The organism is Cupriavidus sp. 05T42 (assembly GCF_056396345.1).
In genome coordinates this window covers 106,608-129,969 of the sequence record NZ_JBFTLH010000006.1, presented here as the reverse complement: position 1 = coordinate 129,969, position 23,362 = coordinate 106,608, and the positions used below count along the sequence as shown (strand labels likewise).

General features: G+C 68.6%; 21 protein-coding genes. 11 read left to right on the top strand and 10 right to left on the bottom strand.

The features are described 5' to 3' along the window. Positions 1-43: 43 nt before the first annotated feature. The 6 genes from AC1EJR_RS10270 to AC1EJR_RS10245 all read left to right on the top strand — a co-directional run bounded on the left by AC1EJR_RS10270 (position 44) and on the right by AC1EJR_RS10245 (position 6,037). Positions 44-1,135 carry an LLM class flavin-dependent oxidoreductase gene (locus AC1EJR_RS10270; RefSeq protein ID WP_092289847.1) on the top strand — a complete coding sequence of 364 codons (1,092 nt, stop codon included), beginning with the start codon at positions 44-46 and terminating at the stop codon, positions 1,133-1,135. A 61-nt stretch (positions 1,136-1,196) separates the two neighbouring features. After that, positions 1,197-2,231: an ABC transporter substrate-binding protein gene (locus AC1EJR_RS10265; RefSeq protein ID WP_092289849.1), complete on the top strand. Its 1,035-nt coding sequence runs from the start codon at positions 1,197-1,199 to the stop codon at positions 2,229-2,231. A 4-nt stretch (positions 2,232-2,235) separates the two neighbouring features. Continuing rightward, entirely contained in the window at positions 2,236-3,288 is a 1,053-nt protein-coding gene (locus AC1EJR_RS10260; protein WP_441590514.1) for an ABC transporter permease, read from the top strand. Beyond that, on the top strand, positions 3,282-4,094 hold the full coding sequence (locus AC1EJR_RS10255; protein ID WP_092289852.1) for an ABC transporter ATP-binding protein: 813 nt from the start codon (positions 3,282-3,284) through the stop codon (positions 4,092-4,094). Before AC1EJR_RS10260 ends, AC1EJR_RS10255 begins: the two co-directional genes overlap by 7 nt. Next, positions 4,094-5,272: a c-type cytochrome gene (locus tag AC1EJR_RS10250; RefSeq protein WP_477113304.1), complete on the top strand. Its 1,179-nt coding sequence runs from the start codon at positions 4,094-4,096 to the stop codon at positions 5,270-5,272. The genes AC1EJR_RS10255 and AC1EJR_RS10250 overlap by 1 nt, the downstream gene beginning before the upstream one ends. A gap of 93 nt (positions 5,273-5,365) precedes the next feature. After that, entirely contained in the window at positions 5,366-6,037 is a 672-nt protein-coding gene (locus AC1EJR_RS10245; RefSeq protein WP_255370657.1) for a hypothetical protein, read from the top strand. Here AC1EJR_RS10245 and waaC read toward each other — a convergent pair. Both waaC and AC1EJR_RS10235 read right to left on the bottom strand, forming a co-directional pair. After that, complete coding sequence (waaC, locus tag AC1EJR_RS10240) at positions 6,010-7,044, bottom strand: lipopolysaccharide heptosyltransferase I (protein WP_477147014.1); 1,035 nt, start codon at positions 7,042-7,044, stop codon at positions 6,010-6,012. The genes AC1EJR_RS10245 and waaC overlap by 28 nt on opposite strands. 159 nt (positions 7,045-7,203) lie before the next feature. Then, complete coding sequence (locus AC1EJR_RS10235) at positions 7,204-7,803, bottom strand: cysteine hydrolase family protein (RefSeq protein WP_477147013.1); 600 nt, start codon at positions 7,801-7,803, stop codon at positions 7,204-7,206. An 82-nt stretch (positions 7,804-7,885) separates the two neighbouring features. Here AC1EJR_RS10235 and AC1EJR_RS10230 point away from each other — a divergent pair, with 82 nt between their 5' ends. After that, on the top strand, positions 7,886-8,734 hold the full coding sequence (locus AC1EJR_RS10230) for a LysR family transcriptional regulator (RefSeq protein ID WP_092289860.1): 849 nt from the start codon (positions 7,886-7,888) through the stop codon (positions 8,732-8,734). Positions 8,735-8,961: 227 nt separating this feature from the next. After that, positions 8,962-10,968 carry a diguanylate cyclase domain-containing protein gene (locus tag AC1EJR_RS10225; protein ID WP_255370658.1) on the top strand — a complete coding sequence of 669 codons (2,007 nt, stop codon included), beginning with the start codon at positions 8,962-8,964 and terminating at the stop codon, positions 10,966-10,968. Positions 10,969-11,033: 65 nt separating this feature from the next. On the opposite strand, the gene AC1EJR_RS10220 is transcribed toward AC1EJR_RS10225, so the two are convergent. From AC1EJR_RS10220 to AC1EJR_RS10195, 6 genes are all read right to left on the bottom strand, one after another. Further along, positions 11,034-12,761 (bottom strand): ABC transporter substrate-binding protein, encoded by a 1,728-nt coding sequence (locus AC1EJR_RS10220; RefSeq protein WP_477147066.1) that lies wholly within the window; start codon positions 12,759-12,761, stop codon positions 11,034-11,036. A gap of 74 nt (positions 12,762-12,835) precedes the next feature. After that, the gene (locus AC1EJR_RS10215; RefSeq protein WP_149135621.1) at positions 12,836-13,144 is read right to left on the bottom strand and encodes a DUF2160 domain-containing protein; all 309 of its coding nucleotides are present in this window, start codon (positions 13,142-13,144) and stop codon (positions 12,836-12,838) included. Between the two features lie 31 nt (positions 13,145-13,175). Further along, a complete protein-coding gene (locus AC1EJR_RS10210; protein WP_092289866.1) occupies positions 13,176-14,003 on the bottom strand; it encodes a carbohydrate ABC transporter permease in 828 nt (275 codons plus the stop codon). Further along, entirely contained in the window at positions 13,996-14,880 is an 885-nt protein-coding gene (locus AC1EJR_RS10205) for a carbohydrate ABC transporter permease (RefSeq protein ID WP_477113302.1), read from the bottom strand. Before AC1EJR_RS10205 ends, AC1EJR_RS10210 begins: the two co-directional genes overlap by 8 nt. Then, positions 14,877-15,986 (bottom strand): ABC transporter ATP-binding protein, encoded by a 1,110-nt coding sequence (locus AC1EJR_RS10200; protein WP_477147012.1) that lies wholly within the window; start codon positions 15,984-15,986, stop codon positions 14,877-14,879. The genes AC1EJR_RS10205 and AC1EJR_RS10200 overlap by 4 nt, the downstream gene beginning before the upstream one ends. A gap of 1 nt (position 15,987) precedes the next feature. Next, on the bottom strand, positions 15,988-17,106 hold the full coding sequence (locus AC1EJR_RS10195; RefSeq protein WP_477147011.1) for an ABC transporter ATP-binding protein: 1,119 nt from the start codon (positions 17,104-17,106) through the stop codon (positions 15,988-15,990). 181 nt (positions 17,107-17,287) lie between these two features. On the opposite strand from AC1EJR_RS10195, the gene AC1EJR_RS10190 reads away from it, so the two are divergent. Then, positions 17,288-18,058: a DeoR/GlpR family DNA-binding transcription regulator gene (locus AC1EJR_RS10190; protein ID WP_177219831.1), complete on the top strand. Its 771-nt coding sequence runs from the start codon at positions 17,288-17,290 to the stop codon at positions 18,056-18,058. A gap of 172 nt (positions 18,059-18,230) precedes the next feature. Here AC1EJR_RS10190 and purU read toward each other — a convergent pair whose 3' ends face one another. Together purU and AC1EJR_RS10180 are read right to left on the bottom strand one after the other, a co-directional pair. Continuing rightward, positions 18,231-19,097 carry a formyltetrahydrofolate deformylase gene (gene purU / locus AC1EJR_RS10185; RefSeq protein ID WP_477147010.1) on the bottom strand — a complete coding sequence of 289 codons (867 nt, stop codon included), beginning with the start codon at positions 19,095-19,097 and terminating at the stop codon, positions 18,231-18,233. A gap of 68 nt (positions 19,098-19,165) precedes the next feature. Next, the gene (locus AC1EJR_RS10180) at positions 19,166-20,020 is read right to left on the bottom strand and encodes an NUDIX hydrolase (protein ID WP_441643981.1); all 855 of its coding nucleotides are present in this window, start codon (positions 20,018-20,020) and stop codon (positions 19,166-19,168) included. A gap of 54 nt (positions 20,021-20,074) precedes the next feature. Between AC1EJR_RS10180 and glpK the strand changes: the two genes are divergently transcribed. Both glpK and AC1EJR_RS10170 read left to right on the top strand, forming a co-directional pair. Further along, a complete protein-coding gene (gene glpK, locus AC1EJR_RS10175) occupies positions 20,075-21,607 on the top strand; it encodes a glycerol kinase GlpK (protein ID WP_477147009.1) in 1,533 nt (510 codons plus the stop codon). A gap of 66 nt (positions 21,608-21,673) precedes the next feature. Continuing rightward, positions 21,674-23,302: a glycerol-3-phosphate dehydrogenase/oxidase gene (locus AC1EJR_RS10170; protein ID WP_477147008.1), complete on the top strand. Its 1,629-nt coding sequence runs from the start codon at positions 21,674-21,676 to the stop codon at positions 23,300-23,302. Positions 23,303-23,362 lie beyond the last annotated feature (60 nt).

The following is a 23,362-nucleotide window of genomic DNA, read 5'->3' as shown; positions in this document are numbered from 1 at the left end:
TTTGCTCGTCATTCCTGACACCGCCCGCAAGGAGGCCCGCGCCATGAGCGTCGATTTCATCGGCATGATCCAGAGCCAGAAGCAGTCCGAGATCCATCCGCCCTCGGGCCCCGTGATCGACCGCGACTATGTGCGCGCGTTCGCCCAGGCCCATGAGCAGGCCGGGTTCGACCGCGTCCTGGTGCCGCACCACTCCACCGGCCCGTCGGCCACGCTGACGATTGCCTACGCGGCGGCCGTGACCGAGCGCATCCACTTCATGCTGGCGCACCGCCCCGGTTTCACGGCGCCGACGCTGGCGGCGCGCCAGATCGCCACGCTCGACCAGTTCAGCGGCGGCCGGCTGGGGGTGCACTTCATCTCGGGCGGCTCCGACAGCGAGCAGGCGCGCGACGGCGATTTCCTCGATCACGACCAGCGCTACGCGCGCACGGACGAGTACCTGGGCATCCTGCGGCGCATCTGGACCGAGGACAAGCCGTTCGACCACGACGGCGAGTTCTACCGCTTCACGCAGGGCTTCTCGGAGGTCAAGCCGGCCCAGAAACCGCATGTGCCGATCTACTTCGGCGGCGCGTCCGAGGCGGCGCTGACCGTGGCGGGCAAGCATGCCGATGTCTACGCGCTGTGGGGCGAATCGCTCGACCAGGTGCGCGAACTGACTACCCGCGTGCGGGCGGAAGCCGCCAAGCACGGGCGCGAGGTGCGCTTCTCGGTGTCGTTCCGCCCGGTGCTGGCGGAGACCGAAGAGAAAGCGTGGGCGCGTGCCGACAGCATCCTCGAACGGACCCGCGCGCTGCGCGTGCAGGCCGGCTACAGCCGGGGCGGCCCGCAGCAGAGCGAAGGCGCGCGCCGCCTGCTGGCCGCCGCCGAACAGGGCGATCGCGTGGACCAGCGCCTCTGGACCGCCATCGCCCGCGAGACCGGCGGCCGCTCCAACTCCACCGGGCTGGTCGGCACGCCCGAACAGGTGGCGGAGGCCCTGCTGGCTTACTACGACGTCGGCGTGACCACCTTCCTGATCCGCGGCTTCGACCCGCTGGAGGACGCCATCGACTACGGCCGCGAGCTGATTCCACGCGTACGGGAGCTGGTGGCACGCCGCGATGCGGAAGCCAGCCGCAAGGCCGCCTGAGGCCGCCTGAGGCCACCTGCGCCTGCGCCCAACAACAACGAAAACGGGGAGTTTCCACACCATGAGCCAATCCAACGAATCGAATCCGCCCAACCTGCCACAGCCCAACACCCGCCGACGCGGCGTGCTGCGGCTGGCCGGCAGTGCCGCCCTCGCCGCCCCGGCGCTGATCCTGGGCCGGCAGGCGTGGTCGGCGCCGCGCAAGCTCACCTTCGCGTGGAACCAGAATTCGTTCTGCCTGACGCCCATCGTGGTGGCGCAGGAGCGCGGCTTCTTCGAGAAGAACGGCCTGCAGGTGGATCTGATCAACTACAGCGGCTCCACGGACCAGCTGCTGGAGTCGATTGCCACCGGCAAGGCGGATGCGGCGGTGGGCATGATCCACCGCTGGCTCAAGCCGCTGGAAGCCGGCTTCGACGTCAAGATCATCGGTAGCTCCCACGGCGGCTGCGTGCGGCTGGTGGGGGCCAAGGCGGCGGGGGTGACCAACCTCCAGGCGCTCAAGGGCAAGACCGTGGGCGTGAGCGACCTGGCCGCACCAGGCAAGCACTTCTTCACGATCCTGCTGGCCAAGAATGGCATCGACCCCGACCGCGACATCACCTGGCGCCAGTACCCGGCCGACCTGCTCGGCGTGGCCGTCGACAAGGGCGAGATCCAGGCGATTGCCGATGGCGACCCCAATCTCTACCTGCTGGAGAAACGCACCAACGGCGCCTACGTGGAGCTGGCCACCAACCTGACCGGCGAGTACGCGCGCAAGGTCTGCTGCGTGGTCGGCGCCCGGGGCGATCTGGTCCGCAACGACAAGCCGGCCGCCGCCGCACTCGCGCGGTCCATCGTGCAGGCCACGGATTTCGTCAACGAGAACCCGAACGAGGCCGCGAAGATCTTCGCCAAGTACTCGCCCAAGATCAGCCCGGACGATCTGCGCAAGCTCTACGCCACGCTGACCTACACCCACCACCCCACCGGCGTGGACCTGCAGGAGGAAATCGCCTTCTATGCCGACGACTTCCGCAAGATCGGCGTGCTGAAGAAGTCCACCGACGCGAAGCGGCTGGCGCAGCACGTCTACGCCAACGTACTGGGATGATGCGATGACCACAACGAGTCCCTCCACGCTCGACACCCGGCATGCCTCGCTCGCCGCTAACGCGCCACGCCAGGCCGCCGTGGCCCGGCCGGGCCGCCTCTGGCCCACCGGCCTCCTGGCCGCGCTGGCCTGGGCCGCGTTCGGCGCCATCACCTGGCGCTGGCCGAACAAGGTGGCCGGCTTCACCGACTGGGCCTACACCGAGGAACTCGGCATCGCCGCGCTGGTGGTCGCTGCCGCGCTGGCCGGGCTGGCGCTGGCGGGATCGCGCCTCCCCCCGCTGCACCGCATGCTGGCCACCCTGCGCCCCACCGGGCCGTGGCTGGTGGCGTTGCCGCTCGGCTTCCTCGGCTGGGAAATTCTCACCGCCAAGGCCGCGCTGCTGCCCACGCCGTTCTTCGCGCCGCCGCAGGCCCTGATCGAGGTCTATGTGGATGACTGGCGCCGCCTGGGCGACAGTGTCGTCAACACCATCCGCCTGCTGGGGCTGGGCGTGGCCTATGGCGGCGTGGCGGGCTTCCTGATCGGCGTGTCGATTGGCTGGTCGCGGCGCATCGGCTACTGGGTGCACCCGGTGCTGCGCGTGCTGGGTCCGCTGCCCTCCACCGCCCTGCTGCCGCTGACCTTCTACTTCTTCCCGTCGAGCTACTCGGCCGCCGTGTTCCTGATTGCGCTGGCCACCGCGTTCCCCGTGGCGGTGCTCACGTGGTCCGGCGTGGCGAGCGTCAACAAGAGCTATTACGACGTGGCGCGCACGCTGGGCGCCTCCGGCTGGTTCCTGGTGCTGCGCGTGGCGATTCCGGCCGCGCTGCCGCAGGTCTTCGTCGGCCTGTTCATGGGGCTGGGCGCGTCGTTCTCTGTGCTGGTGACCGCCGAGATGATGGGCGTGAAGTCCGGGCTGGGCTGGTACCTCACCTGGGCGCAGGGCTGGGCTTCGTACGTGAACATGTACGCCGCGCTGATCGTGATGGCGCTGCTGTTCTCGAGCGTCATCACGCTGTTGTTCGCCGTGCGCGACCGCGCGCTCTCGTGGCAGAAAGGAACTGTGAAATGGTAGCCGTGCTGGAACGTGAACCCGTGGCGGAAGCACCGGCGGCCCAGGCCAGCGCCGGGGCCCGCATCGACATCCGCAACGTCAGCCATGACTTTGGCGATGCCGGCCAGCGCCTGCCCGTATTGGACAACGTGAACCTGAGCGTGGCGCCCGGCGAGTTCGTGGCGCTGCTGGGGCCGAGCGGCTGCGGCAAGTCCACGCTGCTGCGGCTGGTGGCGGGGCTGGATGCGCCCACGTCCGGCCAGATCCTGCAGGACGGCACGCCGATCACCGAGCCCGATCCGTCGCGCATCGTGGTCTTCCAGGACCCCACGCTCTTCCCGTGGCGCCGCGTGCGCGCCAACGTGGCGCTCGGCCTCCAGGCACGCGGCATCGCCCGGCAGGAGGGGCATCGCGTGGACGAGGCGCTGCGGCGCGTGGGGCTGGAAGCCTTCGACCGCGCGTTTCCGCACCAGCTCTCCGGTGGCATGGCGCAGCGCGTGGCGCTGGCCCGCGCGCTGGTCAACGACCCGCGCCTGCTCGTGCTCGACGAACCGCTCGGCAAGCTGGACTCCCTGACGCGCCTGACCATGCAGAGCGATCTCGTCGAACTGTGGCAGCGCGCGCGGTTCTCGGCCCTGCTGGTCACGCACGATGTGGAGGAGGCGCTGTTCCTGGCCCAGCGCGTGATCGTCTTCAGCCAGCGGCCGGCGCGCATCACGGCGGAGATCGTGGTGGACCTGCCCTACCCGCGCCATCGCGGCGATCCGCGCCTGACTGCGCTGCGGCATGAAGCGCTGCGCCATCTGGGGCTCGATGCCAGCTGGTGATGGGTGCTTCGGTCTGGCTCAACAACCTGCTGGCGGGGCTGCAGGCGGCGCAGCTTGCGCTGCTGCGGCTCTGCCACGCGCTGGGCCTGACGGGCGATAGCCACGGCCAGCCGGCGTGGCCGTGGGCACGGCGCATTGCCGGCGAGACGCTGCTGATCGATCCCGGGCTGGCCCGGCAACTGGCGTGGAGCCTCGTGGCGATGGCATTCGCGCTGCTCGCGCTGATGTTGGCGCTGGCATGGCGACGGGGCCGGCTGGCCTCGTTCGGCGCCGGCGCGCTCGCCCTGATCCTCGCTCCATGGCCGGCGCCCGACCTCGTCCTCGGCCCCGCCGCCCCCACCAGCTTCCACGTCAGTCCTACCCCCTTCGCCGTGGCCTCCATCGCGCGGGGTGAACGGGTCTATACCCGGCACTGCGCGGCCTGCCATGGCGACGATGGCCGGGGCGAGGGGCCGCTGGCGGCGTCGCTGTCGCGCTGGCCGCCGACGCTCGCCGGCCCGCTGCTGGGCCGCCGCGCCGATGGCGAACTGTTCTGGCATATCGTGGCCGGCATGCGGGGCCGCGATGGCCAACCGACCATGCCCGCGTTCGGCGCCACGCTGGGCGACGCCGATGTCTGGGCCGTCATCGACTATATGAAGGCGCTGTCCGCCGGCACCGGCGCGCGCCTGCAGGGGACGTGGCCCACGGCGCTGGCCCTGCCGGACATGCCCGTGCAATGCGAAGGCGCGGCGCCCCGCTCGCTGGCCGACTGGCGCGGGACGCAGCGGGTGCGGCTGGTGGCCGTGGATAGCCGCGCGGCGCTGCCGATGGAGGACCCGCGCTTCCTGACCCTGCTGGTGACGCCGGATGGCCACGCGCCCGCCGAGGTGCCGCAGTTCCGGGCCGGCTGCGTCGCCGCCGCGTCCGAGGCGTGGGCGGTGATGGCGCGCATTGCCGGCGTGTCCCCGGCGGCCTTGCCGGGCACCGCCCTGCTGAGCGACCGCCAGGGCTGGCTGCGGGCCCGAGGGGCGCCGGGGCAGGCCGCGTGGCGCGAATCGGACCTGCTGTGCACGTCCGGGGGACCGCGCCAGTCTCCGGATCCATCGGTCGATGCCCCCGTCGATGGCCTGACCGCCCTGCTGCTGCGCATGGACGCCGAGCCGGTCCGCTTCATCAAGGGCGGCTTCGTCCATTAGCCCGGGGGCTTTTGCACTTTCAGAATCGTCTCAAAGACAGCAGCGGGCGCCGTGCTTACCGTGGGGGTTCCGTCCCACCACAAAGCGCCGCGCATGTCCCTCGATGTCCTTCCCGATGAAATCACCCTGCAGGCCGTCTCCGGCCGGACGCTGACGTGGACCGGCCACTACGCCGTGTCCGCCGGCCTGTTCGAGATCCGGCCGCCCCGTATTCCGCGCGACGCGCGCCCCGTGTTCGACGAGGATCTTGACTGCATCATCGGCTACCAGCGCAGCTTTGGCGGCTGCTATCAGTTGTACGACCTGAACGGCGACATGACGGCGATCTGGGAGGGGCTGCGGGACACGGTGCCGGTGGAGAAGCGCGACCCCATGCTGGTGGTGGGCGGCCTGTGGGCGGCCAATGTGCGCGGCCTGACCGCGCTGGCGCTGCCCGGCATCGGCTCGGCCATGGCCCCGACCACGCTGGCCCTGCTGCGCAAGCGCTTTTCCGGGCTGGCGGCCGCACCGCTGCTGTTCACGGCCGCCGCGCACACCACGATGAACGATGCGCACCGCTTCGTGCCGGTGCATATCCTGCGGCTGGCCATGCGCCACGGGGACCGCATCCAGCCGCCGCCCGGTGTGCCCGGCGCGGCGCGCTACCTGGCCCGGATGGCGATCCGGCGGCGGCCCTGCATGCTGGATGTGGTGACGACCCATGGCAACGCCACGATCGTCCAGTTCGAGTACTGGTCCTACGCGGACACGTTGCCGGCGGCCTGATGCGACGGACCCGACTGACCCGCCTGACCCGCCTGACCCGGCAGCTTGGGCGCCACGGAGTCGATGGCGGCCAGCACGGCCTCCACCGAGGGCGGCTTGCCCTGGTCGCCGATCGACACCGACTGGCCCGGCTTCTGCACGCCGAAGTGCTCGCACGAAGTGGCCGTGAAGATCATCACCGTGGGCTTGCCGAGCGCGTCGGCCAGATGGACAAAGCCGGTGTCCATGCCGACGACCAGCGCGGCGGCGTCCAGACGCTGCGCCACCTCGGTGATCGACATGCGCGGCAGCACCTCGGCGTCCGGAATCGCGGCGGCCAGCGCGCGGGACTCCTCGTGCTCCTTCTCCGAGCCCCACGGCAGCTGCACGCGGAACCCGCGCGCCGCCAGCGACTGGCCCACCGCAATCCAATGGGCCTGCGGCCATTTCTTGATTTCGGCGGAGGTGGCATGGAACAGCATCGCGCGCGGCACGCCGTCCGTGTTCAGCGGGGTGGCCGGGGCCGGTATGCGCAGCGCGTTGGTCTCGGCTTCGGGATAGGTGTAGCCCAACGCGTTGGCCGTCACCAGCCGCATCTTTTCGCGGCAGGTGGCGTTGCCATGCGGGCCGAAAATGTCGGTGTAGGCGAATTCGGCCTTCGCCTCCCCCAGGAATTCGGCGGCGTAGCCGAAGCGGCGCGGCGAGCGGGCCAGCCGGGCGACGATCGCGCTCTTGTAGACGCCATGCACGTCCACCACGACGTCGTACTTCTCGCGGCGCAACTCACGCACGGCGCGCAGGATGCCGCGCAGGTCCTTCCACTTCTTGCCGTTCTTCTTGAACTGCCGCAGCGGCGGCGCAATCACCCGGTCTACGCCGATGGCCCAGCGCGGAATGTCCGCGCACGAGGCGTCGGCCACCCAGTCGATGGCGGMGTCGGGATAGGCGCGGCGCAGGTCGGACACCAGCGGCAGCGTATGCACCATGTCACCGAGCGAGGTGATCTTGATCAGCAGGATTCGCTTCATGAAATCGGGGGCAGCGGATGGGCGCGCGGGCGATGGGGCCCGGGGCGCGAAGGCGCTAGTATGCCTGAGCCGCCCGGGCGGGCCGCGGTCGGACCTGCCATCCACACCCCCTACGCGCCCGGGGCGTCACAGGGCCAGTTCGCCCAGCCCGGCTCCCCCCTATTGCCAGACCGAGGCGTCCGGCACCACCGTGGCGAACCGGTCATTCAGCGCCGCCAGCGTGACCCGGTGCAGTTCGGCAGCTGCCAGCGGCTCCCCGCCGAGCGGATCGGGCAAATCCCGCGTGGCGCAGGCGCTGGCCACCAGCGTGACGCGGTAGCCGTGGTCGAGCGCCGACCGCACGGTGGCGCTGACGCACATATGGGTCTGGAAGCCGGCCACGATCAGTTCCTTTTTACCCAGCGCGGCCAGCCGGGMGTCCAGCTCGGTGCCGGCGAAGCTGTTCGGCAGCTGCTTGACCACGGTTTCCTCGCCAGGCGCGGGCTGGAGCCCCTCGATGATCGCGGCATACGGGCCGGCCGGGTCGAACGCGCCGCCGGCCTTGCCGTGATGCACCACATGGATCACCGGCGTGCCGTGGGCACGGGCGCGCGCCAGCAGGTCGGCACAGGCCGCCACGGCCTCGGGCATGCCGGTCAGCGGCAGCTTGCCATCGATGTATTCGCGCTGATGGTCGATCAGGACCAGCACGGCGGCTTCCCAGGCGGCAGGGGTGCGGCTGGCACCGGCGGCGTCGAGCAGCGTGAAGGGCGCGGACATGGGGCGGTTCTCCTGGTTGGGTATGCACGCAGCGTAGGGCAGGCTATGCTGTGCGCCAATTCGCCACGAACTCACACTCACTGTGCAAAAAAGCACAATCTCCTGGGACGACCTGCTCACGCTTTCCACGCTGATCCGGGCCGGCAGCTATTCGGCCTGCGCGCGGGAACTGGACATTACCCACGCCACGGCGATCCGACGCATCCGCCGGTTGGAGGCGGCGCTCGGCAAACCCGTGGCCACGCGCACCGACGGCACCTTCGTGCTGACCAGCGTGGGCCGCAATGCGCTGACGGCGGCGCGGCAGATGGAGCAATCGGCCGACCGCCTGCTGCGCGAGATGGAAGGCGCGAGCGCGGGGGTGTCTGGCGTGGTCCGTGTGGCGACCACGGCGGCGCTCGGCAGCGACTTCCTGACGCCCCGGCTGCCGTCGCTCTACGCGCAGAACCCCGATATGGAAGTCCGGCTCGAGGTGGACAACCGCGTCACCAGCCTCGCCCGGCGCCGCGCCCATATCGCCGTGCGGCTGAACCGCCCGCACGAGGGCGAACTGGTGGCCCAGCGCGCCGGCACGCTGCGCTTCGGGCTCTATGCCTCCGCACGCGGGCCGGTGGCCGACGACGCGCCGCTATGCGGCCTGCTCGACGAAGGCTTCACGCTCCCCGAAGTGGCGTGGCCGCAGTCCCTCGGCCGGCCGTTCTCGTTCCAGTCCAACAGCCTGCTTGGGGTGCGCGCCGCCGTGCGCGCCGGGCTCGGCATCGCCCTGCTGCCCCACTTCCTGGCCCACGACGATCCGGCGTTGCAACTGGTGCGCGAGGTGCCCGAGGTGATACGCGAGGTCTGGCTCGCCTACCCTGCCGAATTCCGGGGCGCCTCCCGCTTCCGGCCCGTGATCGACTGGCTGGCGGACACCCTCGCCGACTGCCCTTAACGCAACAACGCGCACCCCGGTCCACCATCGCCTGTTGCATCGGCACGACCCACGCGGCGCATGCGCCACCTCGTGTGGCATGCCGCACCAGATTGCCGAAAAGGCCGTCCGGCGCGGCCCTGCGGTCTGCTACGCTACGAATCGGTTGCCAGCCAAGGGGCGGGGGTTGTGGATCAAAGCCCGGCAGCCGATAAAACGGGTTCAGTGCAAATACCAAGAAGAGATTCATGCGGCACTCCTTGAAGTACCGGATGGCGATCGCCGCAGCCGGCGTGGTCACGGTCATTCTCGTGACGCGCGCTTGCTACGCCCAGTTCTATGCCTATGAAAGCCTGAAGACGCTGCTTCAGGCGCAGCAGGACACACTGGTCAAACTGGTCGCCGGCCAACTCGACGAAAAACTCGAATCCCGTGAGGTGGTACTGCGCCGCCTCGCGCGCACACTTGCGCCCCATCTGGACGAGACCCCGCGCCAGCAGTCGGCCCTGGCTACCGACGCTGTCGATATGCCCGAGAGCTTCAACGCCGTGTTCCTGGCCCGCCCGGACGGCACGCTCTCGTTCAGCACCGCCGTGCCGGAAGGCGTAAAGATGACCGTGGGCGAGCGCGACTATTTCCGCGCCATCGAACGTGGCGCCTCGTTCGCCGTGTCGGACCTGCTGCAGGGCAAGCACTCTGCCGCGCCGGGCGTCATCCTCGCCGTGCCGATGCGCGATACGGACGGCAAGCTGCGCGCCGTGGTGGGCGGCGTGCTGAACCTGTCGGCCAACAACTTCCTGCGCGAACTGGCGCACAGCCGCGTGGGCGTGACCGGCTACTACTGCCTGGTCTCCGCCGGCGCCAATCCGCGCTACGCGCTGCACCCCGAGGCGGACCGCGTGCTGGCGCCGGCCCATGCCCTCGGCGAAATGTGCGGCGCCGAGCAGGCCGAGTCCGACTGGGAAGTCTTCTGGCCCACTCAGCCCATCGTGTCGCGCTACCTGCTGTCGTCGAATGGCTGGGAGGTGGTAGCGGTGCTTCCGGCGGAGGAAGCCTATGCCCCGCTGATCGACGTCCGCCAGCGCACGGTCGTGATCGGCTTCTTTTCCCTGCTGATTACCGCCGCGCTGATGTGGCTGGTGATTCGCCGCCTGCTTGCCCCGCTCGAGCACCTGCACCGCACGGTGCGCCAACTGGCGATGCAGCCCGCCGCCGTCTCGGACCTGCCGGTGCGGCGCGACGACGAGATCGGCGAACTGGCCGGCTCATTCGCCGAGGTGCTGCACCAGCTTTCCGAGCGAGAGGCCGCGCTGAAGGCCGCCAAGGACCGTGCCGCCGCCAGCGAGAAGCGGATCGAGGCGATTGCCAACCATGTGCCGGACTTCGTCGCCTTCATCGACGTCAACGAACGCTTCGCCTTCGTGAACCAGGCCTACGCGCGCCACTTCGGCCTCCCTGCCGATCAGGTGGCCGGGCTGTCGCTGCGTGAGCTGTGGGGCACGCCGGAATATGTGGCGAATGCGCCCTATCTTGAAGAGGCCCGCGCCGGACGCGTGACCACCTTTACCCGCGAGTCGGCCGATGGGCTGGCGTGGGAGGTCACCTACCAGCCGGCGTGGAACGACGCCCAGGACACGGTGTCCGGCCTGCACATGTTCGCGCGCGACGTGACCGGGGAGCGCCAGAAGCTGCGCTCGCTGGAGGCACAGACCCTGTCCGACCACCTGACCGGCCTGCTCAACCGCAAGGGCTTCGATCGCCGGCTCAACGAGACCATGGCCCGCGCCGATGCCGGCGGCCACCGCGCGGCGCTGCTGCTGGTGGACCTGGACGACTTCAAGGCGGTGAACGACACCTACGGCCACCCGGTGGGCGACCGCCTGCTGGTGTCCTTCGCCGAACGGCTCGCCACCTGCGTGCGCAAGGGCGACGCGGTGGCCCGCATCGGCGGCGACGAGTTCGCCATCATCCTGGACAACGTATCGAACCCGGCCACCGTGGAACGGATTGCCCAGACCGTGGTGCAGGCCGCGCTGCGGCCCTTCCCCGTGGATGGCCTGACGCTCGTCTCCACGGCCAGCGTGGGCAGCGCCATCCATCGACCGGATACCGGCTCGTCGGTCAGCGAGTTGTTCATGCGGGCCGACATGGCGCTCTACGAGGCCAAGCGCCACGGCAAGGCCCGCCATGCCGCGCCGAATTGCGCGCCGGTTGGTGCCCCAACCGCCCCCGCCGGCGCGATGTCCGGAACCTGAAACGGAACGGTGGCGCCCCAACCGCTGGCGCCACCGTCMCTCCCCCCTACCGACTCACCGGTGCATCACCGCACGCGGCCTTCCYTCCACGCCTGGAGCAGCTTGTCATAGGCGATGGTCTCGCCCTTCGGCTTCTCGTTGTCCAGCTTCTTCCAAGGCGCGTGCTCGGTGCTCAGCCACTTGGCCGGGTCGCTCTTGGGGTTCAGCTTGGGCGCACAGTTGGTCATGCCGGCGCGCTGGAGCCGCGCCATTACCTGATCCATCTCCTCGGCCAGGTTGTCCATGGCCGCCTGCGGGGTCTTCTCGCCCGTCACCGCCGTGGCCACGTTCTTCCACCAGAGCTGGGCCAGCTTCGGGTAGTCGGGCACGTTGGTACCGGTCGGCGTCCAGGCCACGCGGGCCGGGCTGCGATAGAACTCGATCAGGCCGCCGTACTTGGCCGCGTTCTTGGTCAGGTAGTCGGTGTTGATGTCGCTCTCGCGGATAAAGGTCAGGCCCATCAGCGACTTCTTCAGCGAGACCGACTTGGCCGTCACGAACTGGGCGTAGAGCCACGCGCCCGCCAGGCGGTTGGGGTCGGTGTTCTTGAAGAAGGTCCAGGAGCCCACGTCCTGGTAGCCGTTCTGCATGCCCTGCTTCCAGTACGGCCCATATGGCGACGGCGCCATGCGCCACTTGGGCGAGCCATCGGCATTCACCACCGGCAGGCCCTTCTTGGTCATGTCCGCCGTGAAGGCCGTGTACCAGAAGATCTGCTGGGCGATCTGGCCCTGCGCGGGCACCGGGCCGGCTTCGGAGAAGGTCATGCCCATGGCCTGCTGCGGGGAGAACTTCTTCATCCATTCGATGTACTTGGTCAGCGCGTAGACCGCCGCCGGGCTGTTGGTGGCGCCGCCGCGTGAGACCGAGGCGCCTACCGGCGTGCACTTGTCCTCCGCCACGCGGATGCCCCACTCGTCCACCGGTATGCCGTTGGGCAGGCCCTTGTCGGCGGTGCCGGCCATCGACAGCCAGGCGTCCGTGAAGCGCCAGCCGAGCGAGGGGTCCTTCTTGCCGTAGTCCATGTGGCCGTAGACCTTCTTGCCGTCCAGCTCCTTCACATCGTTGGTGAAGAAGTTGGCGATGTCCTCGTAGGCCGACCAGTTGGTCGGCACGCCGAGGTCATAGCCGTACTTGGCCTTGAACTTGTCCTGCAGGTCCTTGCGGGCGAACCAGTCGGCGCGGAACCAGTACAGATTGGCGAACTGCTGGTCGGGCAGCTGGTACAGCTTGCCGTCCGGCGCCGTGGTGAACTTGGTGCCGATGAAGTCCTTCACGTCGAGGCCGGGATTGGTGAATTCCTTGCCGGCGCCGTTCATATAGTCGGTCAGCGGCAGGATCGCGCCATAACGGTAGTGGGTGCCGATCAGGTCCGAATCGGAGATCCAGCCGTCGTAGATCGACTTGCCGGACTGCATCGACGTCTGGAGCTTCTCCACCACGTCGCCTTCCTGGATCAGGTCGTGGTTGACCTTGATGCCGGTGATTTCCTCGAACGCCTTGGCCAGCGTCTTGGACTCGTATTCATGCGTGGTGATGGTCTCCGACACCACATTGATCTGGGTCACACCCTTGGCCTTGAGCTTGGCGGCGGCGTCGATGAACCACTTCATCTCGGCCATCTGCTTGTCCTTGGCCAGCGACGACGGCTGGAACTCGTTGTCCACCCACTTCTTCGCGGCGGCCTCGTCGGCTCGCGCCCCGCCGCATGCCAGCGTGGCCGCCATGGCCAGGGCCGACATCCCCAACTTCACGTGCACTTTCATCAGTGTCTCCTATTGGAATAATGGAATGATGGAACGGCAACGACTGCGCGCGCCGGCGGGCGTCAGCCACGGCGCATGACCACAAGCAGCACCACGGCCGCGATGGCCGCGCTGATCCAGATCGACGGTTCCTCCGCCAGCCCGAACCAGGTCTGCATCTTCTCGCCCAGCCCTACCCAGGCCAGGTTGATCCACGCGGCGAACATCAGCCCGATGAACAGCCGGTCGCCGCGCGTGGTGGCAATCGGCAGGAAGCCCTTGCGCATGACCGTGGGGGAGCGCGCCTCCCAGACCGTCATGCCGATCAACATCACCACCACCAGCGCGAAGAACACCGCCACCGGGGTGGTCCAGACCATCCAGCTCAACATGTGACGAACTCCTCTCTTTGACCGGGGCGCGCTACACGCGGCCCATGGCGAAGCCCTTGGCGATGTAGTGCCGCACGAACCAGATCACGATGGCGCCCGGCACGATGGTCAGCACGCCGGCGGCGGCCAGCACGCCCCAGTCCATGCCGGAGGCCGACACCGTGCGGGTCATGGTGGCGACGATCGGCTTGGCATTGACCGAGGTCAAGGTCCGCGCCAGGAGCAGTTCCACCCAGCTGAACATGAAGCAGAAGAACGCCGCCACGCCCACCCCGGCCTTGATCAGCGGCAGGAAGATGGTCAGGAAGAAGCGCGGGAACGAGTAGCCGTCCACATAGGCGGTTTCGTCGATCTCGCGCGGMACGCCGGACATGAAGCCTTCCAGGATCCAGACCGCCAGCGGCACGTTGAAGACCAGATGCGCCAGCGCCACGCCGAGGTGGGTGTCCATCAGCCCGATGGTGGTGTAGAGCTGGAAGAACGGCAGCAGGAACACCGCCGGGGGCGTCATGCGGTTGGTCAGCAGCCAGAAGAACACGTGCTTGTCGCCGATGAACTGGTAGCGCGAGAACGCGTAGGCCGCCGGCAGCGCCACGCTGATCGAGATCACCGTGTTCAGGGCGACGTAGATCAGCGAGTTGATATAGCCGGAGTACCAGGAGGCATCGGTGAAGATGGTCCGGTAGTGCTCGAGCGTGAACGACGCCGGCCACAGCGACAGCGTGGTCAGGATCTCCTCGTTGGTCTTGAACGACATGTTGACCATCCAGTAGATCGGCACGATGGCGAACAACAGGTAGACCACCAGGAACACCGGCCGCCATGCGCCGGCCCGGTTGCTGGCGTGTTGACTAGCCATGGGGCACCTCCTCCCCGCCGGACGTGCCGGCGCGCTGCATCCAGTTATAGAGGATGAAACAGGTCAGCAGGATGATCAGGAAGTAGACAATCGAGAACGCCGCCGCCGGCCCCAGGTCGAACTGGCCCACCGCCTTCTGGGTCAGGTACTGGGAAAGGAAGGTGGTGGCGTTGCCCGGCCCGCCGCCGGTCAGCACGAAGGGCTCGGTATAGATCATGAAGCTGTCCATGAAGCGCAGCAGCACGGCAATCATCAGCACGCCGCGCAGCTTGGGGAGCTGGATGTAGCGGAAGACGGCGAAGCGGCTCGCCCCGTCGATCTGGGCCGCCTGGTAGTAGGCGTCCGGAATCGCGCGCAGCCCGGCGTAGCAGAGCAGCGCCACCAGCGGGGTCCAGTGCCAGACATCCATCACCAGCACCGTGACCCAGGCATCCACCGCGCTGCCCGTGTAGTTATAGTCGAATCCCATCGCCTCCAGGGCGGCGCCGAGCAGGCCGATGTCGGTGCGGCCGAAGATCTGCCAGATCGTGCCGACCACGTTCCATGGAATCAGCAGCGACAGCGCGATGATGACCAGCACCGCCGACGCCCGCCAGCCCTTGGCCGGCATGGCCAGCGCCAGCAGGATGCCGAGCGGGATCTCCACCAGCAGCACGGCCAGCGAGAAGCCGAGCTGGCGAACCAGGGCGTCGTGCAGTTCGGCATCGCGCAGCACGGTGCGGAACCATTCCGTGCCGACGAACACGCGGCGCTCCGGCGAGATGATGTCCTGCACCGAATAATTGACGATGGTCATCAGCGGCAGGATGGCGGAGAACGCCACGCACAGCACCACGGGCAGCACCAGCAGCCAGGCCTTCTGGTTGACGGGCTTCATTGGACCAGTTCCTCGTTGATATAGAAGCAGGTGTGGCGATTGAAGACCGTGAGCCACGCCGTGTCCCCGGGGGCCAGGGTGGCCGCCTCGGTGCCGAGCCGGGCGCGCAGGATGCCGCCGGCCTGATCGCCCTCCCCCGCCACCGTGCCGGTGACGAGCCAGTACGTGCCGATGTCCTGCGCGCGCGTCACGCGCATCGGCATGGCCTGGGGGTCGTCGGCGGCGGCCAGTTGCAGGTACTCGGGCCGCACCCCCACCTTGAAGGTGCCGGCGCCCTCCAGCGAGGCGCCGATGCCCGCCGGCAGCTCCGGCATGTAGCGGCGCCCGGCCACCTCGATGGCGCCGTTGCGCCACGTCCCCGGCAGGAAGTTCATGCCCGGCGAGCCGATGAAATTGCCGACAAAGGTATGCGCGGGCCGCTCGAACAGCGCATCGGCAGCGCCCACCTGCACCGCCTTGCCGCGCGACATCACCACCACCTGATCGGCGAAGGTCAGCGCCTCGGTCTGGTCGTGCGTCACGTAGATCAGCGTCAGCCGGAATTCGTGATGGATTTCCTTGAGCTTGCGCCGCAGCTGCCATTTCAGGTGCGGATCGATCACGGTCAGCGGCTCGTCGAACAGGATGGCCGAGACGTCCTGCCGCACCAGCCCGCGCCCGAGCGAGATCTTTTGCTTGGCGTCCGCCGCCAGCCCGCTCGCGCGACGGTCCAGCGAAGCCGACAKGTCTAGCATTTCGGCGACTTTGCCCACCCGCTCCTTGACCTGGGCCGCCGGCACACCGCGATTGCGCAGCGGAAAGGCCAGGTTCTCGCCGACAGTCATCGTGTCGTAGATCACCGGAAACTGGAACACCTGGGCGATGTTGCGCGCCTGCGGGGTGGCGGCGGTCACGTCCTGGCCATCGAACTGGATCGTGCCCTGCGAGGGCCGCAGCAGGCCGGACACGCAATTCAGCAGCGTGGTCTTGCCGCAGCCGGAGGGCCCGAGCAGCGCGTAGGCGCCGCCATCCTCGAAGGTGAAGCGCAGCGGCAGCAGCGCGTAGTCCTCATCGGTCTTGGGTTCGGCGACGTAGGAATGGGCGAGGTCGAGGTCGATCCTGGCCATCTCAGCCACCCGTCTCGGTGATGGGCGTGCTGACCACATCGGCCAGCGCGCCGGGCCGCTGGGGCGCATGGATGCGCAGGCCGGCGGCGTCGAACAGGTAGAGATGGGCCGGCTCCAGATGCAGCGAGAGCGGCGCGCCGAGTTTCAGATCGAGCACCCCGGCGAACTGCGCCACGAGGTTGCCCATCGCCGTATCGAGGTGGACGAAGGTGTCGGAGCCGGACAGTTCGGCCAGCGCCACCTTGCCCGGCACCGCCACCGCGCCGGGCACGGCGGCCAGCCGCAGCGCGKCGGCGCGCACGCCCACCGTGACCGGGCCATCGGGCGCCTGCACGTCGGGGAGCGGAATCACGATGTTCCCGGCCAGCGTTACGCGGCCCGCTTCCAGCCGGCCTTCGACGAGGTTCATCGGCGGATCGCTAAACGCCCGCGCCACGCGCAGCGAGGCGGGATAGTGGAAGACCTCGGGGGTCGGACCGTACTGGAGCAGTTCGCCGGCATCGAGCACCGCCGTGTAGCCGCCGAGCAGCAGCGCCTCGGCCGGTTCGGTGGTGGCGTAGATGACCGTGGCGTCGCCATGGGCGAACAGCTGGGTCAGCTCCTCGCGCAGTTCCTCGCGCAGCTTGTAGTCGAGGTTGACCAGCGGCTCGTCCAGCAGCATCAGCGGCGCGTTCTTGGCCAGCGCCCGGGCCAGCGCCACGCGCTGCTGCTGGCCGCCGGACAACTCCGCCGGGTAGCGCGCCAGCAGGTGGTCGATGCGCAGCCGGCCGGCGATTGCGCGGACCTGGGTGTCCAGCTCCGGCCCGCGCACGTTGCGCAGCCGCAGCGGCGAGGCGATGTTGTCGAAGACGGTAAGCGAGGGGTAGTTGATGAACTGCTGGTAGACCATCGAGACATTGCGCTCGCGCACCGGCACGCCGGTCACGTCGGTCCCGTCGGCCAGTACCCGGCCCGCGCTGGGCTTGTCCAGCCCCGCCATGACCCGCATCAGCGAGGTCTTGCCCGCCTGGGTGGCCCCAAGGAGAATGGTCACGGCCCCGCGTACAGGCGCCAGTGACATCGGATAAAGATAGGCTTGCGATCCCACCTGCTGCGCAACGCCGTCCAGGCTCAGTTGCATCCGGTCTCCATCGGTTCGATTCGTGTTCGAACTGCATTGGCGTGCTTGTTCGATCACATTCAGAACCGTGACCGAGGGGCACTATTCATGGCATCCCGCTCGTTTTAGCAAATAAACGAACACAAAACAATCGTGCAGTGCATCATTTGTTTTCGTTTGTGTTTGAACTAGAATGCGGCACATGACGCTCAATCCCCGCCAGACCGCCCTGCTCGAGGAAGTCCGCAACCAGGGCTTTGCCTCCATCGACGAACTCGCGCGCAAGTTCGGCGTGACGCTGCAAACCGTGCGGCGCGATGTGAATCTGCTGGCGGAAAACGGCATGCTCGCGCGTTTTCATGGCGGCGTGCGGATGGATGGGTCCACCACCGAGAACATCGCCTACCGGCAGCGGCAGGTGCTGCATGCCGAGGGCAAGGTGCGCATCGCGCGGGCCGTGGCGGCGGCGGTGCCGGAAGGCTGCTCGCTGATCCTGAACATCGGCACGACGGTGGAGGAAATTGCCCGCGCGCTGATGCATCACCGCGGGCTGCGCGTCATCACCAACAACCTGCACGTGGCCAATATCCTGGCCGACAACCCCGATTGCGAGGTCATCGTGGCCGGCGGCGTGCTGCGCTCGCGCGACCGGGGCATCATCGGCGAGGCCACGGTGGAGTTCATCCGCCAGTTCAAGGTCGATATCGGCCTGATCGGCATCTCGGGCATCGAGACCGACGGCACGCTGCGTGACTACGATTTCCGCGAAGTGAAGGTGGCGCGCACGATCATGGAGCACTCGCGCGAGGTGTGGCTCGCGGCCGATGCCAGCAAGTTCAACCGTCAGGCGATGGTGGAACTGGCGCCACTCTCCAGCATCGACCGCCTGTTCACGGACGAGCCGCTACGGCCGCCGTTTGTGCAGATGCTGGCGGACAGTGGAGTGAATTGTGTGGTGGCGGACGGGGAATGAAGCGGGGGCGGTGTCCTTGACCGGCGCCGTCCCTCTCCCCCGACCCCTCTCCCGGAGGGAGAGGGGAGGAACACCCTCGGCCTGTCACGCGCTGCCGGTTTGCTCCTCTCTCCCGCTTGCGGGAGAGGGGCCGGGGGAGAGCGTCAGCGCCCCTTGGTGCGATACCGTCCGTTTACTTKAAGACGACGGTCTTGTGCCCGTTCACCAGGATGCGGTGTTCGGCATGCCACTTGACCGCGCGGGCCAGCGCCACGCATTCCACGTCGCGGCCGACGGCGGTCAGTTGCTCGGGGTCCATGCTGTGGTCCACGCGCTCGATTTCCTGCTCGATGATCGGGCCTTCGTCGAGGTCGGCCGTCACATAGTGCGCCGTGGCGCCGATCAGCTTCACGCCCCGGTCGTGCGCCTGGTAGTACGGCTTGGCGCCCTTGAAGCTCGGCAGGAAGGAATGGTGGATGTTGATCGCGCGGCCGGCCAGCTTGCGGCACAGGTCGTCGGACAACACCTGCATGTAGCGCGCCAGCACCACCAGATCGATGTTCTGGTCACGCACCACCTCGAACACGCGCGCTTCCTGCGCGGACTTCTGCTCGGCGGACGCGTTCATCAGCGGCAGGTGGAAGAACGGCACGTCGTACGACGCGGCGAGCTGGTAGAAGTCACGATGGTTCGAGACGATCGCGGCGATCTCCACCGGCAGCCCGCCCGCCTTGGCGCGGAACAGCAGGTCGTTCAGGCAGTGGCCGATCTTGGACACCATAATCATCACGCGCGGCTTCACGGTGGCGTCGAATACATCCCACTGCATGCCGAACTGGTCGCCGACCGGCGCGAAGGCCTGGCGCAGCGCGGCGAGGTCCGGGCCGCCGGGGGCGGGCATGAAATGCACGCGCATGAAGAAACGGCCCGTGAATTCGTCGCCGTACTGGTCGGAATCGACAATATTGCAGCCGTGCTGGAACAGCAGGCCGGAAACAGCATGAACAATGCCCGGCTGGTCCGGGCACGAAAGGGTAAGGATAAATCCGGTGGCGCTCATCGTAGGCAAATCGGGCAAATCATCATGTGGCAGGCCGGCACCGTGATGCGCAGCGAGGCTGGGGCGGGTCAGGCTGGGGGCGCGCTGGGCGTCCAGCCGCGCCGGATAAGCGTATCCAGCGTCACCAGCGTGGCATCCACGGTCATGGCGCGGTCCGCCATGATAGCAAGCAATGCGCCCGGCTCGATACGCCGGTGCTCGGCCACCTCCCCGTCGCGGTTCACCGGCACGAAGTCCGGCGGCAGCGTCAGGTCATATATGTATACGTGCTCCCACTGCACACCCTCGGGGATCTCGCGCAGTACCTCGATCACGCCGTGGGGCGCGGCCCGGCCCGCCAGATCGGGCGGAATGCCGGATTCCTCGTCGCATTCCCGGATCAGCGTTTCGAGCGGATGGCTGCCGTGGGGCATGCCGCCGGCCACGAGGTTGTCCCACATGCCGGGGTCGACCGATTTGCTCTCGCTGCGGCGGGAAATCCACATCGCCCGCTCGCCGGCGATGATCCCGTTCATGTGCGAGGCGAAGGTCAGCAGCCCGAGGAAGCGCGCTGCAGCGCGCTCCACCACGGCGAACGCCGGCGCGGCGAGGGCCGGGGTGATCGCGAACAACTCGTTGCGCCAGCCGCGCACGTGGCCGGCGTCGGCCAGTTGCCGTGCCAGCGTGGCCAGCGCCGCGCTGCGGGTCTCGAAGGTGGTGCAGGCGGGGAGCAGCGTCACGGCGTCCGGCTCGCCCGCGGAGCCATCGCCCAGCATGCCGGGGATGCGCCGCAACAGTTCCGCATGGACGCGGGGCATCCACCCCACCTGCTGTCCGGCCACGGTCAGCCGCAAGTGGGCGGCGGGCTCGAACGGGCTGCGCGCGGTCACGCCGGCGCGCACCACACTCACGATATCTGACGGTTGGAACAAGGATTCGGCCATGGCAGCGATGTCTGGCCGGCAAACCCGGCCGCAATTCAATTCCGGATGGAACGCATGACCCCGACGCCTTCATCGCAGCAGCCCCAGTACGTGCTGGCCCTCGACCAGGGCACCAGCAGCTCGCGCGCCATCCTGTTCGATCACGCCGGCAATGTGGTGCGGATCGCCCAGCGCGAGTTCCGGCAATATTATCCGCATCCCGGGCACGTCGAGCACGATCCCTATGAAATCTGGCAGTCGCAGCTGGCCGTGGCCCACGAGGTATTGGGCGATGCCGGCGTCAGCGGCACCCAGATCCGCGCCATCGGCATCACCAACCAACGCGAGACCACCGTGCTGTGGGACCGCAAGACCGGCGAGCCGGTGGGCCGCGCGCTGGTCTGGCAGGACCGCCGCACCGCGCCGATGTGCGAAGCCTTGCAGGCCGAGGGCCACGGCGACACCTTCCAGCAAAAGACCGGCCTGATCATCGACGCCTATTTCTCGGGCACCAAGCTGCGCTKGATGCTCGACCACTACGAAGGCGCCCGTGCCCGCGCCGAACGCGGCGAACTGGCCTTCGGCACTGTCGATAGCTGGCTGATCTGGCAATTGACCGATGGCAAGCGCCACGTGACGGATGTGTCGAATGCATCACGCACGCTGCTGTTCAACATCCACGATTTCCGCTGGGACGACGAACTGCTCGGCCTGCTCGACATTCCGCGCAGCCTGCTGCCGGAGGTGGCGCCCTCCAGCGGCGAGGTGGCGCGCACCTCGGCCCGGCTGTTCGGCACCGAGATCCCCATCGCAGGCATCGCCGGAGACCAGCAGGCGGCCACCTTCGGTCAGGTCTGCTTCTCGCCCGGCATGGCGAAGAACACCTACGGCACCGGCTGCTTCATCCTGATGAACGCCGGAAGTCAGCCCGTGACCTCGCGCAACCGGCTGCTGACGACGATTGGCTGGCAGATCGGCAACGACACGCAATATTGCCTCGAAGGCGGCGTGTTCATGGGCGGCGCCACGATCCAGTGGCTGCGCGACGGCCTGAAGCTGATCCAGAGCGCGCCCGAGGTGGAGCCGCTCGCGCGGCAGTGCGAGGACACCGGCGGCGTGGTGCTGGTGCCGGCCTTCGCCGGGCTCGGCGCGCCACACTGGGACCCCTTCGCGCGTGGCACCATCGTCGGCATCACGCGGGGCACCGGCGGGCCGCATATCGCCCGTGCCGCGCTGGAATCGATCGCCCTGCAAAGCGTGGATGTACTCGACGCGATGCAGAAGGACGCCGGCATCGCGCTGGCCGAGCTGCGGGTGGATGGCGGCGCCTCGCGCAGCGACCTGCTGATGCAGATGCAGGCCGACCTGCTCGGCACGCCGGTGGTGCGCCCCCGCGTGACCGAGACCACCGCGCTGGGCGCCGCCTATCTGGCCGGGCTGGCCACCGGCTACTGGGCCGATACCGAAGAGATTGCGCGCCAGTGGCAGGTGGAGCACCGCTTCGAGCCACGCCTCTCCGCCGATGAGCGCGCGCAGCGGCTGGGCCGCTGGCACCGCGCCGTGGACCGCGCCCGTGACTGGGCGCGCGACGACGCGCCGGCCGCCTGACCGCGCCTCACCACGCGACCCATCGCCAAACTTCGCCGACATACGATCGATTTGCACCGAACCACCATGCCCACACCCGCCCTCCCCATCCAGCCCCCCTCGCGCGCCGCCCTGCTCGACACCCTGCGGCGCGAGGCCCGCTGGGACGTCATCGTCATCGGCGGCGGCGCCACCGGGCTCGGCACGGCCGTGGACGCCGCGTCGCGCGGCTATCGCACCCTGCTGCTGGAGGCGGCCGACTTCGCCAAGGGCACATCAAGCAAGGCCACCAAGCTCGTGCACGGCGGCGTGCGCTACCTGGCCCAGGGCAACATCAGCCTGGTACGCGAGGCGCTGCACGAGCGCGGCCTGCTGGCCCGCAACGCGCCGCACMTGGTCTGGCCGCTGGGCTTCGTGGTGCCGGCCTACCAGATGTTCGACCAGCCGTTCTACGGCATCGGCCTCAAGGTGTACGACATGCTGGCGGGCAGCCTGAACCTGTCCGGCAGCCGCTGGCTGAACCATCGGGAGACGCTGGAGGCCGCGCCCACGCTGGCCGAACACGTCGGCGGCCGGCCGCTGCGCGGCGGCAACCTCTACTTCGACGGCCAGTTCGACGATGCACGGCTGGCCGTGGCGCTGATGCGCACGCTGTTCGACGTGGGCGGCACGGCGGTCAACTACATGCGCGTGACCGGGCTCTCGCAGAAAAACGGCGTGATCACCGGCGTGACCGCGCAGGATGCCCTCGATGGCAATGGCAATGGCAACGGCGAAGGCAGCGAGACCTTCCCGCTGCGCGCGGACTGCGTGATCAATGCCACGGGGGTGTGGGTCGATGCCGTGCGGCAGATGGAGGACGGGCAGGCGCGGACCATGGTGGCGCCGAGCCAGGGCGTGCACCTGACCATCCCGCGCAGCTTCCTGCCCGGCGACCGCGCGATCCTGATTCCGAAGACCGATGACGGCCGGGTGCTGTTCGTCGTGCCCTGGAACGGCCACACCATCGTCGGTACCACCGACACGCCGCGCCACGACCTGCCGCTGGAGCCCCGCGCGGGCGCCGATGACGTCGATTTCATCCTGGAGACGGCGGCGCGCTACCTGTCCCGCGACCCCACGCGCGCCGACGTGACCAGCGTCTGGGCCGGCCTGCGGCCGCTGGTCAAGGCGACTGGCGAGGCGTCCACGGCCTCGCTGTCGCGCGAACATACGATTTTGGTGTCGAAGGCTGGCCTGATCACGGTCACCGGCGGCAAGTGGACCACCTATCGCAAGATGGCCGAGGACGTGGTGGAAACGGCGATCCAGCGCCAGCTACTGCCCGCGGCACCGGGCCGCACGGCCGATCTGCCGCTGCACGGCGCCACCGGCCTGCCGGCGGACCTGCCCGCGCCGGGCTCCGGGTCGCCAGACCGCTACTACGGCGCCGACCTGCCGCTGGTGCACGCGCTGCCCGGCGCCGACGTCCTGGTGGTGCCCGAAACCGGCCTGACCGAGGCCCACGTCCGCTTTGCCGCCCGCCACGAACTGGCCCGGCGCGTGGAAGACGTGCTGGCCCGCCGCAACCGCGCGCTGTTCCTGGACGCCCGCGCAGCACTGGCAGGCGCCCCGCGGGTGGCCGCCATCCTGGCCGAGGAACTCGGGCACGACGCGGCCTGGCAGGCGCGCGAACTGGAGAGCTTTGGCGCGCTGGCGAAGGGGTACCTGCTATAAAGGCGCAGCTGGCGCCAAGACTTGGGCGATAATGCCGGGTATCGCATCAGGGAGAACACC